Origin of the sequence: Actinospica robiniae DSM 44927 (assembly GCF_000504285.1) — a bacterium.
GTDB lineage: Bacteria > Actinomycetota > Actinomycetes > Streptomycetales > Catenulisporaceae > Actinospica > Actinospica robiniae.
The window spans coordinates 5,938,884-5,952,965 of record NZ_KI632511.1; the positions used below are offsets into that span (position 1 = coordinate 5,938,884).

Here is a 14,082-nt window from a genome sequence, read left to right on the forward strand (position 1 = left end):
GGCTCACTGGTCTTCGGCGAGGGTGACCTCGAGTCCGCCGACGAAGCCGGAGGAGAGGTTGTAGAGGTACGACGCGAGCGTCGCCAGCGCGGTGACCAGGACGACGTCGACGAGGGCCACGATGAGCATGTACCCCTCGACCCGGCCGAAGGAGAGCACCGAGGAGATGTTGAAGGAGCTCGACGTGCCGCTGCCGCTGCTGGTCAGGTCGCCGATGGTCTTGTTCAGCGAGGAGAACACGCCGAGACCGTTGAGCACCTCCCAGACGACGGCGGTGCCGACCAGGGTGACGATGCCGAGGGCGATCGAGAGCACGAACGCGACCTTCATCACCGACCAGGGGTCGACCCGGGCGACTCGCAGCCTGGCCTTGCGCACCCGCACCTGGGCGCCGACGGGGCGGGCGGTCGCGGCGCCGCGGCCGGCGGCGCTCGAGGCCGTCTGCACGCCGGCGGCCATCGCGTTGCCGACGCGGCCGAGGGCCCGGCCGAAGCCGGAGACCTGCGCGACCTCCTCGCTCGGTCCGAGGGTGGGGGGCGCCGTCGGCGCACCGAGCACGCTGTCCATCGGGGTGGCACCGGGGCGGGCGGAAACGCCGTAGCCTCGGCCGCCGCCGGGACGGCCGCCCGCCGGGTTGACGCTGTCACTCACGCCTCAATGCCCTTTCACGCTGGATGCGCCCCGGCGCGGCCGGCCGCGCCGGGGGTCTCAATCCACGAACTGGTATAACGCAATCTACCCGTCCAACTCGGACTCGGGTGCCGTGTCGGGTCCCGATTCCGTCACCGTTGCCTCACCCGGGTGATTCCCCGTACCGGTCTCGTCACTCTCGGCGACCGCCGCCTCGTCCTCGGGTAGGTCGCCGGGGTCGGCGTTGCGGGCGATGGCCACCACGGCGTCCTTCTTGCCGATGTGGATCAGCTGGACGCCCATGGTGTCGCGTCCGGTCTCGCGCACCTCCGCGACGCGGGTGCGGATGACCCCGCCGACCTGGGTGATCGCGAGGACCTCGTCGTTCTCCTCCACGATCAGCGCGCCGACGAGGTCGCCGCGCTCCTCGATCGTCTTGGCGGCGATGACGCCGAGGCCGGCCCGGCCGCGCAGCGGATACTTCTCCACCGCGGTGCGCTTGCCGTAGCCCCGGTCGGTCACAGTGAACACGAAGGTGTTCTCCTTGACCACGCTCATCGAGAGCAGCTCGTCCTCTTCGCGGAACTTCATGCCGATCACGCCGGAGGTGGCCCGGCCCATCGGGCGCAGCGACTCGTCGGTGGCGGTGAACCTGATCGCCTGCGCCTCCTTGCTGACCAGGAGCAGGTCGTCCTCGGCGGAGCACAGCTCGGCCGAGACCAGCTCGTCGTCCTCGCGCAGGTTGATCGCGATGACGCCGGCCGAGCGCGGCGAGTCGTAGTCCTTCAGCGGGGTCTTCTTGACCAGGCCCTTCTTGGTGGCGAGCACGAGGAACGGGGAGACCTCGTAGTCGCGCAGGTCCAGGACCTGGGCGATGCGCTCGTCCGGCTGGAACGCGAGCAGGTTGGCCACGTGCTGGCCGCGGGCGTCGCGGGCGGAGTCGGGCAGCTCGTAGGCCTTGACCCGGTAGACCCGGCCCTTGTTGGTGAAGAACAGGATCCAGTGGTGGGTGGTGGTGGTGAAGAAGTGGTCGACGATGTCGTCCTGCTTCAGCGCCGCGCCGCGCACGCCCTTGCCGCCGCGCTTCTGCGAGCGGTACTGGTCGGTCTTGGTGCGCTTGGCGTACCCGCCGCGGGTGATGGTGACGACGATGTCCTCTTCGGCGATCAGGTCCTCGATGGACATGTCGCCTTCGAACGGCACGATCTCGGTGCGCCGGTCGTCGCCGTAGCGCTCGACGATGGCGGCGAGCTCCTCCGAGACGATCTGCCGCTGCCGCTCGGGGGAGGCGAGGATCGCCTGGTACTCGGCGATGCGCAGCATCAGCTCGTCGTACTCGTCCTGGATCCGCTGCCGCTCGAGGGCGGCGAGGCGGCGCAGCTGCATCTCGAGGATCGCGTTGGCCTGCACCTCGTCGATCTCGAGCAGGCTCATCAGGCCGATCCGGGCGGCCTCGGTGGTGTCGCTGCGCCGGATGGTCGCGATGACCTCGTCGATCGCGTCCAGCGCCTTGAGCAGCGCGAGCAGGATGTGCGCGCGCTCCTGGGCCTTGCGCAGCCGGAACCGGGTGCGCCGGACGATGACCTCGATCTGGTGCTCGACCCAGTGCCGGATGAAGGCGTCCAGGCTCAGGGTGCGCGGCACGCCGTCGACCATCGCCAGCATGTTGGCGCCGAAGCTGTCCTGCAGCTGGGTGTGCTTGTACAGGTTGTTGAGCACGACCTTGGCCACGGCGTCGCGCTTGAGCACGATCACCAGGCGCTGGCCGGTGCGCGAGGAGGACTCGTCGCGCACGTCCGCGATGCCCTGGATCTTGCCGTCCTTGACCAGGTCGGCGATCTTGGAGGCGAGGTTGTCCGGGTTGACCTGGTAGGGCAGCTCGGTCACCACCAGGCAGGTGCGGTTCTGGATCTCCTCGACGTTGACCACGGCCCGCATGATGATCGAGCCGCGGCCGGTCCGGTAGGCCTCCTCGATGCCGCGCCGGCCCATGATCCGGGCGCCGGTCGGGAAGTCGGGGCCCTTGATCCGCTCCAGCAGCGCCTCGAGCAGCTCGGCCGGGGTCGCCTCGAAGTTGCGCAGGTACCACTGCGCGCCCTCGGCCACCTCGCGCAGGTTGTGCATGGGGATGTTCGTGGCCATGCCGACCGCGATGCCGGAGGAGCCGTTCACCAGCAGGTTGGGGAAACGGGCCGGCAGGATGGTCGGCTCCTGCGAGCGACCGTCGTAGTTCGGCTGGAAGTCGACGGTCTCCTCGTCGATGTCCCGCAGCATCTCCATGGCCAGCGGGGCGAGCTTGCACTCGGTGTAGCGCATGGCCGCCGCCGGGTCGTTGCCCGGCGAGCCGAAGTTGCCGTTGCCGTCCACCAGCGGCATCCGCAGCGCCCACGGCTGGGCCAGCCGGACCAGGGTGTCGTAGATCGCCGTGTCGCCGTGCGGGTGGTAGACGCCCATGACCTCGCCGACCACGCGGGCGCACTTGAAGTACCCGCGGTCCGGCCGGTAGCCGCCGTCGTACATGGCGTACAGGACGCGGCGGTGCACCGGCTTGAGGCCGTCGCGCACCTCGGGCAGCGCACGCCCGACGATGACCGCCATCGAGTAGTCCAGGTAGGACCGCTGCATCTCGGTGAGCAGATCGACGACCTCGATGCGGTCGTGCTCCGGCTCCGCCACGTCCTGCGCGGTGTTGATCTCGTCAGCCACGAGGGCTATGTCCTTTCGCCTTGCGGTACCACGGGTCTGGCGGGGTCGATCAGATGTCGAGGAAGCGCACGTCCTTGGCGTTGCGCTGGATGAAGGAGCGGCGGGCTTCGACGTCCTCGCCCATCAGGATCGAGAACAGTTCGTCCGCCTGGGCCGCGTCGTCGAGGGTCACCTGGCGCAGGATCCGGTGTTCGCGGTCCATGGTGGTCACCCGCAGCTCCTCGGCGTTCATCTCGCCGAGTCCCTTGAACCGCTGGATGTTGTCGTCCTTGACCCGGCGGCCGGCCGCGACGCCCTGCGCGACCAGCGCGGTGCGCTCGGCGTCGGAGTAGGCGTAGGAGAAGTCGGTGTTGCTCCACTTGACCTTGTAGAGCGGCGGCGCGGCCAGGTAGACGTGGCCCGCCTCGACCAGCGGCTTCATGAACCGGAACAGGAAGGTCAGCAGCAGCGTGTTGATGTGCTGGCCGTCGACGTCGGCGTCGGCCATCAGCACGATCTTGTGGTAGCGCAGCCGGCTGATGTCGAAGTCGTCGTGGATTCCGGTGCCCAGGGCCGAGATCAGCCCCTGCACCTCGGTGTTCTGCAGGACCTTGTCGATCCGGGCCTTCTCCACGTTCAGGATCTTGCCGCGGATGGGCATGATCGCCTGGGTGCGCGGGTCCCGTCCCTGCTTGGCCGAGCCGCCGGCGGAGTCGCCCTCGACCACGAAGATCTCGCACTCCTTCGGGTTCGTGGACTGGCAGTCGGCCAGCTTGCCCGGCAGCGACATCGACTCGAGCAGGCCCTTGCGTCGGGTCAGCTCGCGCGCCTTGCGGGCGGCGATGCGCGCGGTGGCGGCCTGGATGGACTTGCGGATGATGTCCTTGGCCTCGTTGGGGTTGCGGTCGAACCAGTCCGCCATCGACTCGTAGGTGATCTTCTGCACGAAGGTGCGGGCCTCGGTGTTGCCCAGCTTGGCCTTCGTCTGCCCCTCGAACTGCGGCTCGCCGAGCTTGACGGAGACGATCGCGACCAGGCCCTCGCGGATGTCCTCGCCGGAGAGGTTGTCGTCCTTCTCCTTGAGCAGTTGCTTCTCCTTGGCGTACCGGTTGACCACGTTCGTCAGCGCCGAGCGGAAGCCCTCCTCGTGCGTGCCGCCGTCAGGGGTCTGGATGACGTTGGCGAAGGTGTACACGCTCTCGCTGTACTGGTTGTTCCACTGCAGCGCGACCTCGGCCGAGATCTTGCGCTCCTTGTCCTCCGAGCCGAACTCGATCACCTGCGGGTGCACGAGTTCGCCCTTGGCGCCGTTGAGGTGCTTGACGAAGTCGGAGATGCCGCCGTCGTACTTGTAGCGCACCGACCGCGCGTTGCCCTCGTCGTCCTTGTACTCCGGCCGTTCGTCGACCAGTTCGATCGAGACGCCGCGGTTGAGGAAGGCCATCTCCTGGAAGCGGCGGGAGATGGTCTCGAAGTTGTAGACCGTGGTCTCGAAGATCTCGTCGTCGGCCCAGAACGTGACCGTCGTGCCGGTGTCGGTGACGGCTTCGCCCTTGTGCAGCGGGGCCGTCGGCACGCCGCGCAGGTAGGCCTGCGTCCACAGGAATCCGTCGGTCTTGACCGCGACGGTCAGCCGGGTGGAGAGGGCGTTGACCACGGAGGAGCCGACGCCGTGCAGACCGCCGGAGACGGCGTAGCCGCCGCCGCCGAACTTTCCGCCCGCGTGCAGGACGGTGAGCACGACCTCGACGGCCGGCTTGTCCTGGCCGGGGACGATGCCGACCGGGATGCCGCGGCCGTTGTCCTCGACGCTGACTCCGCCGTCGCCGCGCAGGGTCACCACGATGTGGTCGCAGTAGCCGGCCAGGGCCTCGTCCACCGCGTTGTCCACGATCTCCTGCACCAGGTGGTGCAGACCGCGCTCGCCGGTGGATCCGATGTACATGCCCGGGCGCTTGCGCACCGCCTCGAGGCCCTCGAGTACGTTGATCGCACTGGCGTCGTACACCGCCTCGACCCTGGATGATGCGGCGGAACCCGAGACCGGGGTGGCGCTGTTCTTCTCTGCTTCGGACTGCGGGTTTTCGCTGTTTTCCACGGAGGCGGAACCCTTTCTGGGCGGCAGCGGCCCCCGATCCGGCCTTGAGGGCCGAGACGGAAGCCGCGAGCAGGCGTGATCTGACCACGCGGACGACACAGCGGCGCCGGGCCCCGCCGAAGCGGAACACGACAGCCGCGAAAGCTGAGTTCCATTCTACCGGTTCCGGGGGACAGGAAGCGCGATACGCGGCGGAAAGGCGGTTCTCAAGCCTTCACCCCTGGCGTCGGTATCCCTACACCTGTGGGGGGTCGTGACGGCTCAGCTCATCGGAAGCCGCCGAAGCCCATACGCGGACGGGCCGGGCCGAGCACGTTGATCCGCTTGACCGCGCCGCCGCTCGGGGAGCCAGGCAGAGTCTCGTTCAAACGCTGTGCGAGCTGCGGGGACAGGTTGCGCATCTCCACCGCCCAGGCCGGGGAATCGGCCTGGATGGTCAGCACGCCCTCGGCGAAGGAGACGGGCACGCAGTGTTCTGCGATCCGCTCCCCCACCACCTCGGCCCAGTTGTGCACGACGCCGCCCACGGCGACCGGAGTCTCCCAGCCGTGCTCGGCCATCAGCCGGCCGATGGTCGCCTGCAGCAGTTGCGGATCCCGGTCGTCCGCACGGGATCCGGAGCGCTTCTGCGCCCCGGCGCGGCGTGCGGCCGCGCCGCGTTGGGGCCGGTTCTGCTCGAGTTCGCGGGCCCGGGCCCGGGCCGCCGCCAAGGCCGCGCGGGCCAGGTCCACCCCGCTGGCCGCGGCCTCGCCGCCTTGCTCCTTACCCGTCATCGCTCGCGCTCCGCGGTTCCCTCGCCGACCCGATACCGCGTGCCGGTCAGGCTTTCCGGCACGTCCTGCTCCACCGCGGCCGTGATCAGCACCTGCTCCGCGGACGCGGCGACGGAGGCGAGGTGGGAACGGCGGGTGGAGTCGAGTTCGGCGAAGACGTCGTCGAGGATCAGCACCGGTTCCAGGGATTCCGCGCGCAGCAGCTCGAACGCGGCGAGTTTGATGCTGAGCGCGAAGGACCAGGATTCCCCGTGGCTGGCGAAGGACTTCGCCGGCACCGGGCCGCTGTGCCCGTAGTCGAGCAGCAGGGCCAGTTCGTCCCGGTGCGGGCCGACGAGCGTCATGCCGCGGTCGATCTCGTCCTGCCGCCCGGCGGCCAGCGCCGCGGCCAGTTCGCCGTAGAGCTCCGCTTCGGCCGGGGAGGGCGATCCCTGTCCCCAGGCTGTGGACGGAGTGAAGGACGGCCGGTAGTCCAAGGAGGCCTCGTCCCGGCCGGCGATGGCGCCGTATCCCTTGCCCACCAACGGATTGAGCGCCTCGACCAGCTCGAGCCGGCCGGCCAGCAGCTGCGCGCCGGCCCGGGCCAGATGCTCGTCCCACAGGTCCAGGGTGGACAGGTCCACCTGTGCGCCGCGCCGGGCCCGTCGCAGCTGTGCCGCGCTGCGCAGCAGGGCATTGCGTTGCTTGAGAGCGCGATCGTAGTCGGCCCGCACCGCCGCGTACCGGGGCGCGCGGTTGACCAGCAGATCGTCCAGGAGCTGCCGCCGCTGCGCCGGATCCCCCTTCACCAGGGCCAGATCCTCCGGCGCGAACAGCACCGTGCGCAGGTAGCCGAGCGCGTCCCGGGCGCGGGAGACGGCATTGCGGTTGACCCGGGCCCGGTTGGCCCGCCCCGGGTTGATCTCGAGCTCCAGCAGGGCATTGCGATCCCCGTTGCGCACCAGCGCCCGCAGCACCGCGCGCTCGGCGCCGATGCGCACCAGCGGGGCATCCTGGGCGACCCGGTGGCTGCCGTGGGTGGCCAGGTAGCCCACCGCTTCGACGATGTTGGTCTTGCCGCGCCCGTTCGGGCCCAGCAGAACACAGACGCCGGGCTCGAACTCGAGCTCGAGCCCGGCGTAGCTTCGGAAGTCGACCAACGACAACTGCTGAAGCTGCAAGACGATCCTCGCCGTGTGTCTCTCGGATGCCGCGGACGCGGCGGCGCCGTCAGGCGCCGGGGGACTTGTGTTCCTTGGCCGTGTGGCCGGTGGCGTCGGTGACCGCGTGGCCGCCGAACTGGTTGCGCAGCGCGGCGATCATCTTCATGGCCGGCGAGTCCTCCTGGCGGGAGGAGAAGCGGGCGAAGAGCGAGGCGGTGATCGCGGGCAGCGGCACCGCGTGGTCGATCGCGGCCTCCACGGTCCACCGGCCCTCGCCGGAGTCGTCGGCGTAGCCGCGCAGGGCCTCGAGGTGCTCGTCGTCGTCGAGGGCGTTGACCGCGAGGTCGAGCAGCCAGGAACGGATGACCGTGCCCTCCTTCCAGCTGCGGAAGACCTCGTGCACGTCGGTCACCTCGGGCACGGCCTCAAGCAGCTCCCAGCCCTCGGCGTAGGCCTGCATCATGGCGTACTCGATGCCGTTGTGGACCATCTTGGCGAAGTGGCCGGCACCGGCCGAGCCGGCGTGCACGAAGCCGTAGTCGCCCTCGGGCTTGAGCGCGTCGAAGATCGGCTGGGCCTTGGCGACGTCCTCGGCCTTGCCGCCGACCATCAGCGCGTAGCCGTTCTGCAGGCCCCACACGCCGCCGCTCACGCCCGCGTCGATGAAGCCGATGCCCTTGAAGGCCAGCTGCTCGGCGTGCTTCTTGTCGTCGGTCCAGCGCGAGTTGCCGCCGTCGATCACCAGGTCGCCGGGCGAGAGGAGATCACCCAGCTCGTCCACCGTCGACTGGGTCGGCGCGCCGGCCGGAACCATGACCCACACCGCGCGCGGCGCGCTGAGCGACTCGACCAGCTCCTTGAGCGAGCCGACGTCGGCCAGCTCGGGGTTGCGGTCATAGCCCACCACGGTGTGGCCGGCCTGGCGGATGCGCTCGCGCATGTTTCCGCCCATCTTGCCCAGGCCGATCAGTCCGAGCTCCATTTGAGCCCACCTTCCTTGTCGTCTACGTCAGACGTCCGCACTGTGTCTCTCGCGCCACGGTATCGCGCTCGCGGCGCGCCCGCGTGCCCCGCTCAGCCGGTCAGCCGGTCAGCCGGATCGGCATGACCAGGTACCGGTAGGCCGGATCCTGCTCGGCATCCACTGCCGGGCGGCCGGTGAGCACCGCGGGCTTGGTCGAGGTGGTGTAGGACAGCTGCGTGAACGGGGCGTCGAGCGCGCTCAGGCCCTCGAGCAGGTAGCCCGGGTTGAAGGCGAGCGAGATCTCCTCGCCCTCGAACACCGCGTCCATGGTCTCGCTGGCGCGGGCCTCGTCCCCGGTGCCCGCCTCGAGGGTGACCTGGCCGGTGGAGAAGGCCAGCCGGACCGGGGTGTTGCGCTCGGCCACCAGCGCCACCCGCTTGACCGCCTCGATCAGCGCCGCGGTCTCGATCACGGCGTCGCCGGCGAACTCGCTCGGGAAGATCGAGTTGTACTTGATGAACTCGCCCTCGAGCAGCCGCGTGGTGGTGCGCTTGCCCGCCGCCTCGATGCCGATCAGGCCTTGGCCCGCCTCGTCCTTGTCGGTGCCGGACAGGGCGAGGGTGACCCACTCGCCGCCGGTGAGCGAGCGGGCGATCTCGTGCAGCGTGCGGGCGGGCACCAGGGCCACCGCGTCCAGGTCCGGGGTCTCCGGCTTCCACATGATCTCGCGCACGGCCAGCCGGTACCGGTCGGTGGCGACCAGGCGCAGGGTGTCCCCGCTGATCTCGACCCGGACGCCGGTCAGGAACGGCAGGGTGTCGTCCTTGCCGGCGGCGACGGCGACCTGGGCCACGGCGGCGGCGAAGGTGTTGGCGGCGATGCTGCCGGCGGCCTTGGGCATCTGCGGCAGGGCCGGGTACTCGTCCACCGGCATGGTCTGCAGGGTGAACCGGGAGCTGCCGCAGACCAGCTGGACCTTCGGGCCGTCGGTGCTGAACTCCACCGGGCGGTTGGGCAGCGCGCGGGCGATGTCGGCCAGCAGCTTGCCGGAGACCAGGACCGTGCCGTCCTGCTCGACCTGGGCCGGCAGCTGGGAGCGGGAGGAGACCTCGTAGTCGAACCCGCTGATGACCAGCTCCTCGCCGGCCGCGCTGAGCATCAGCCCGGCCAGCACCGGCGCCTGCGGCCGTGCCGGGAGGGACTTGGCGGTCCAGGCGACCGCCTCGGCCAGGACGTCTCGTTCCACCCGGAACTTCACCGCTGATCCGCCTCCACTGTTCGTCGACCGCATGCTCTCGATGCTTCGCAGAAGGATAGCGCTTCGGTCGGACAGATGGAGATTGGACTTCTGAAGATCCATCAAGGTTATCCACAGAAATGCGCGCCGACCACGGGCTTTTTGGATCCGTGGAGTTATTTCTGTAGTAGTAGTAGTAGGGGCTGTGGATACTGTGGAAAAGCGGTCTTTTCGCAGCTCAGCCCGGAAATTTCTGTACACAGGGGGCTGTGCGAAACCTGGGGATTATCAGCGGTCGGCTGTGGATGACGCAAAGTTTTCCCCACCGCGTCCACAGGCTCGCTAAGTTTGTGCACATGTTTTCCCCAAAAGGATCTGCAGGCCTGGGGAAAAGATTCTCACCCGAAACGGTGACTCGTCCGCTGAGTGCGCCCGTTCTGCACAGAGTTTATCCCCAGGCATCCACAGGCTGTGCACTATTCCCGGTCGATTTCCACATCTGTGCACAGGCGATGGGCGCGACCAGGCTCTTCGGCCTGTGTACCCGCGCAGGGCTGTGGATAATCCCGGTGGAAAACCCGGAAAGAAGTGGAAAACTCGGCGGACTCAGCCGCGCATCGACTTGATGCGGTTGGTCAGTTCGTTGACCTGGTTGTAGGTCGAGCGGCGCTCGGCCATCAGGGAACGGATCTTGCGGTCCGCGTGCATGACCGTGGTGTGGTCGCGGCCGCCGAACAGCTGCCCGATCTTGGGCAGGGACAGGTCCGTCAGCTCCCGGCACAGGTACATGGCGATCTGACGCGCGGTCACCAGCACCCGGCTGCGCGAGGTGCCGCAGATGTCTTCCATGGACAGGCCGAAGTACGCGGCGGTCTGCGCCATGATGGTGGCCGCGGTGATCTCGGTGCCGCCGGTCTCCGGGAACAGGTCCTTGAGCACCGTCTCGGCCAGCGGGAAGTCCACCGGGGAGCGGTTGAGCGAGGCGAAGGCGGTGACCCGGATCAGCGCGCCCTCGAGCTCGCGGATGTTCGTGGAGATCTTGCTGGCGATGAACTCCAGCACCTCCGGCGGGGCGTTGAGGCCCTCCTGCGCGGCCTTCTTGCGCAGGATCGCGATGCGGGTCTCGAGCTCCGGCGGCTGCACGTCGGTGATCAGGCCCCACTCGAACCGGGAGCGCAGCCGGTCCTCCAGCGTGGTCAGCTGCTTGGGCGGCCGGTCGCTGGAGATCACGATCTGCTTGTTCGAGTTGTGCAGCGCGTTGAAGGTGTGGAAGAACTCCTCCTGGGTGCCTTCCTTGTTCTCCAGGAACTGGATGTCGTCGATCATCAGGATGTCGATGTCGCGGTACCGGCGCCGCAGCAGGTCCTGCTTGCCGTCGCGGATCGCGTTGATGAAGTCGTTGGTGAACTCCTCGGTACTCACGTACCGCACCCGGGTGCCCGGGTAGAGCGAGCGGGTGTAGTGCCCGATCGCGTGCAGCAGGTGGGTCTTGCCGAGTCCGGACTCGCCGTAGATGAACAGCGGGTTGTACGCCTTTGCCGGGGCCTCGGCGACGGCCACCGCGGCGGCGTGCGCGAACCGGTTGCTCGAGCCGATGACGAAGGTCTCGAACAGGTACTTCGGATTGAGCCGGCCGGCCTCGCCCTCCTTGGGCGGTCCGTCCGAGGCGCCGGAGTGCTTGCCGAACGCGGTCGGGCGCGGCTCCGCCGTGCCGGGCGCGGACATGGCCGAGTCCTCGGTGTGCCCGCCGGCCGCGCGCGGGGAGAACGGCAGCGGGGCGGGGGACGGCTGCAGGTTCGGCGAGACGGCCCGGACGCCCTGCGGCGGCAGGCTGATCGGGCTGGCGCTGAGGCCGGGCACGCGCGGCTCGGGCTCCACGGCCGGCGGCGCGAACGGCGGCGCGAACGGCAGGCGCGGCACCGGAGCCTGCTCCCGTACCGGGGCGAATGGCTGCGCGGCGGGCTGCGGCTGGTCGGTGACCGTCACGGCGAGGCGCACCGGATGGCCGAGCAGCTGCTCCAGGCTGCCCGCGACGAAGTCGCGCAGGTTACCCTCGAGCTTGTCCTTGGTGTAGTTGTCCGGCACGCCGAGCACAGCGGTGTCGCCGACCAGGGCCATCGGCACGGTGAGCGCGAGGAAGGCGCGGTCACGCGGGCCGGGATGGTCTTCGGCCTCCATCCGGGCCGTGAAGTACTTCCAGACCGTGGCGAAGTCACCCAACGGCGGGAGTCCGCCCGGGGAAGGCTGGCTGGGGAAGTCTTCAGGCACGGCTACCACTCATTGTGATCGGTACTACGGGGGCGCATGCCCTAGTTTTCCACAAGTCCTGTGGACAAGTTGTGGATCCCGCTGTGGATCAGTGTGCGAGCCACCAGGCGACCCCATGACGGTAGCCACCCGGAGCCCGCTGTTCAACTTGTTGTCCACAGTTGGGGGATAGATGTGGACAGCGGCTGAGTTTGACCCGGTGGCCGGTGCCCGCGTACCGTAAGCAGGTCGAGTCGATGCTCCAGCGGTGAATGCTGCCCGGGGTTGCCGCCCAGCGGCGCTCGCACCGTAGACCGAGTCACGTCAGTACCTGTCTGGAGCCTCCAGTGAGCAAGCGCACCTTCCAGCCGAACAACCGGCGCCGCGCCAAGACCCACGGCTTCCGGCTGCGCATGCGCACCCGGGCCGGCCGGGCCATCCTCGCCTCGCGTCGGAACAAGGGCCGCAAGGACCTGTCCGCGTAAGCACCCCGCCCGCCCGGCGGGTGGCCCAGGCCGACCGAACCTCGGAGTAGCGCGTGCTGCCCAGCGAGAGCCGCGTACGTCGCGGTGACGAGTTCGCCCGGGCGATCCGCTTCGGACGTAGGTCCGGTCGTACCCACCTGGTGGCGTACCTGGCCGCGACGATGGGCCCCGAGGGGCCCGATAAGGCGATCGACGAAGCCCGCACGGGTCCCCCGGCCCGCGCGGGCTTCGTCGTCAGCAAGGCCGTCGGCAACGCCGTGGTGCGTAACCGGGTCCGTCGTCGACTGCGCCATCTGTGCGCCGAGCGGCTCGGATCGCTGCCGACTGGATCTATCCTGGTGGTCAGGGCGCTGCCGCCGGCGGCCGAGGCCGACTCAGTGTTGCTCGGCCGGGAACTCGACGGCGCGCTCAAGCGTCTGACAGGCGGCGGGGCGTCCCCGCCGAAGATCCCGACGGCGGAGTGACGAGCATGAAGTACCTCTTCATGGGGCTCATCCGGATCTACCAGAAGACGATCTCACCGATGCTCGGCGAGGTCTGCCGGTACTACCCGAGCTGCTCGCACTACGGGTACGAGGCGATGTCGGTCCACGGGGCGTTCAAGGGGACAATACTGACTGCGTGGCGTGTTCTGCGGTGCAACCCGTGGAGCCCGGGCGGAGTGGACGAGGTGCCGCCCCGCGGACGGTGGAAGACACCGGCCGCGGAGGGTGCCAAGGTAGGCGTCAGCAGCACGGCCAACGAGTGAGCAAGAAGACAATGGACCTGGAAGCAGTGGACTTGGCAGGCCTTAGGCGAGGAGCCTGATCGTGAGTGGTATCTATTCAGTGTTGACCCCGATCATGTGGGTCATCAGCTGGGTGATTGTGCAGTTCCACAAGTTCTTCAGCTTGTTCTTCATCTCGAACAGCGGCTGGGCCTGGGGACTCTCGATCGTCTTCCTCACCCTGGTCATCCGTGCCGCGCTGATCCCGCTGTTCGTCAAGCAGATCAAGTCCATGCGGGCGATGCAGGTCATCCAGCCCCAGGTCAAGGCGCTGCAGGAGAAGTACAAGAAGGAGGCGGAGCGGGTCAAGTTCGATCCGGTCCGTAAGCGCGAGGTCCAGGCCAAGCAGCAGAAAGAGCTGATGGCCCTGTACAAGGAGCACGGCACCAACCCCTTCGCCAGCTGCCTCCCGCTGCTGGTGCAGTCGCCGTTCTTCACCTCGCTCTACCGGCTGCTCTACCAGGTCTCGAACGAGAAGACCTTCGCCTTCATGACCACCGCGCTCGTGCTGAGCGCGAACCAGGCGCACGTCTTCGGAGCGCCGATCTCGGCCCACTTCGGGACCTCGGAGGCTGTGCTCAGGGCCAACGGCTCGAGCGTGGCGGACGTCAAGACCGTCATCATCGTGATGACCGTGATCTACGTGGCGACGCAGTTCATCACGCAGCGGCAGATGATCGTCAAGAACAGCTCGCCGGACAACCCCATGGTCAAGCAGCAGAAGACCATGATGTACTTCATGCCGATCATCATGGCGTTCTTCTGCTTCGTCGCCCCGGTCGGTGTGCTCATGTACCTGCTCACCTCCAACTTCTGGACCATGGGCCAGCAGTTCTACGTGCTGCGCAACAGTCCGACGCCGGGCTCGGTGGCACACCAGCAGCACCTGGAGCGCAAGGCCGCGAAGGCGTCCAAGAAGGGCCAGCCGGCTCCGGTGGAGGACAAGGCCCCGTCGAAGGACGACACCCCGATCGCGGTCACCTCGACCGGCCGGGCCAAGCCGCAGCGCAACCAGCCCAGCCGTACCACGAAGAGCCAGCGGACCAAGCGGTAGC

12 protein-coding genes are annotated in these 14,082 nt (G+C 68.6%); 4 read left to right on the top strand and 8 right to left on the bottom strand.

What is annotated here, in order from left to right:
- Positions 1–3 precede the first annotated feature (3 nt).
- The 8 genes from ACTRO_RS25285 to dnaA form a co-directional block, all read right to left on the bottom strand.
- Positions 4–651, bottom strand: coding sequence for a DUF3566 domain-containing protein (locus tag ACTRO_RS25285; protein ID WP_051451369.1), 648 nt, complete (start codon positions 649–651; stop codon positions 4–6).
- Between the two features lie 84 nt (positions 652–735).
- Positions 736–3,336, bottom strand: coding sequence for a DNA gyrase subunit A (gyrA, locus tag ACTRO_RS25290; RefSeq protein WP_034266854.1), 2,601 nt, complete (start codon positions 3,334–3,336; stop codon positions 736–738).
- 49 nt (positions 3,337–3,385) lie between these two features.
- A complete protein-coding gene (gyrB, locus tag ACTRO_RS25295; RefSeq protein WP_211244732.1) occupies positions 3,386–5,323 on the bottom strand; it encodes a DNA topoisomerase (ATP-hydrolyzing) subunit B in 1,938 nt (645 codons plus the stop codon).
- Positions 5,324–5,679: 356 nt separating this feature from the next.
- Positions 5,680–6,186 carry a DciA family protein gene (locus ACTRO_RS25300; RefSeq protein WP_051451370.1) on the bottom strand — a complete coding sequence of 169 codons (507 nt, stop codon included), beginning with the start codon at positions 6,184–6,186 and terminating at the stop codon, positions 5,680–5,682.
- Complete coding sequence (gene recF, locus ACTRO_RS25305) at positions 6,183–7,346, bottom strand: DNA replication/repair protein RecF (RefSeq protein WP_034266856.1); 1,164 nt, start codon at positions 7,344–7,346, stop codon at positions 6,183–6,185. The genes ACTRO_RS25300 and recF overlap by 4 nt, the downstream gene beginning before the upstream one ends.
- A gap of 49 nt (positions 7,347–7,395) precedes the next feature.
- Positions 7,396–8,310, bottom strand: coding sequence for a phosphogluconate dehydrogenase (NAD(+)-dependent, decarboxylating) (gene gnd, locus ACTRO_RS25310; RefSeq protein WP_051451371.1), 915 nt, complete (start codon positions 8,308–8,310; stop codon positions 7,396–7,398).
- Positions 8,311–8,410: 100 nt separating this feature from the next.
- Positions 8,411–9,550 carry a DNA polymerase III subunit beta gene (gene dnaN, locus ACTRO_RS25315; protein WP_034276685.1) on the bottom strand — a complete coding sequence of 380 codons (1,140 nt, stop codon included), beginning with the start codon at positions 9,548–9,550 and terminating at the stop codon, positions 8,411–8,413.
- 585 nt (positions 9,551–10,135) lie between these two features.
- Positions 10,136–11,707, bottom strand: a complete 1,572-nt coding sequence (dnaA, locus tag ACTRO_RS25320; protein WP_034276687.1) for a chromosomal replication initiator protein DnaA — start codon at positions 11,705–11,707, stop codon at positions 10,136–10,138.
- 416 nt (positions 11,708–12,123) lie between these two features.
- Here dnaA and rpmH point away from each other — a divergent pair, with 416 nt between their 5' ends.
- The 4 genes from rpmH (at position 12,124) to yidC (ending at position 14,081) form a co-directional block, all read left to right on the top strand.
- Positions 12,124–12,261, top strand: a complete 138-nt coding sequence (gene rpmH, locus ACTRO_RS25325) for a 50S ribosomal protein L34 (protein ID WP_034266859.1) — start codon at positions 12,124–12,126, stop codon at positions 12,259–12,261.
- A gap of 53 nt (positions 12,262–12,314) precedes the next feature.
- Complete coding sequence (gene rnpA, locus ACTRO_RS25330) at positions 12,315–12,725, top strand: ribonuclease P protein component (RefSeq protein ID WP_034266863.1); 411 nt, start codon at positions 12,315–12,317, stop codon at positions 12,723–12,725.
- A gap of 5 nt (positions 12,726–12,730) precedes the next feature.
- Positions 12,731–13,009, top strand: a complete 279-nt coding sequence (gene yidD, locus ACTRO_RS25335) for a membrane protein insertion efficiency factor YidD (protein WP_051452494.1) — start codon at positions 12,731–12,733, stop codon at positions 13,007–13,009.
- 61 nt (positions 13,010–13,070) lie between these two features.
- Entirely contained in the window at positions 13,071–14,081 is a 1,011-nt protein-coding gene (yidC, locus tag ACTRO_RS25340) for a membrane protein insertase YidC (protein ID WP_157436434.1), read from the top strand.
- The last annotated feature ends 1 nt before the right edge of the window (position 14,082 follow it).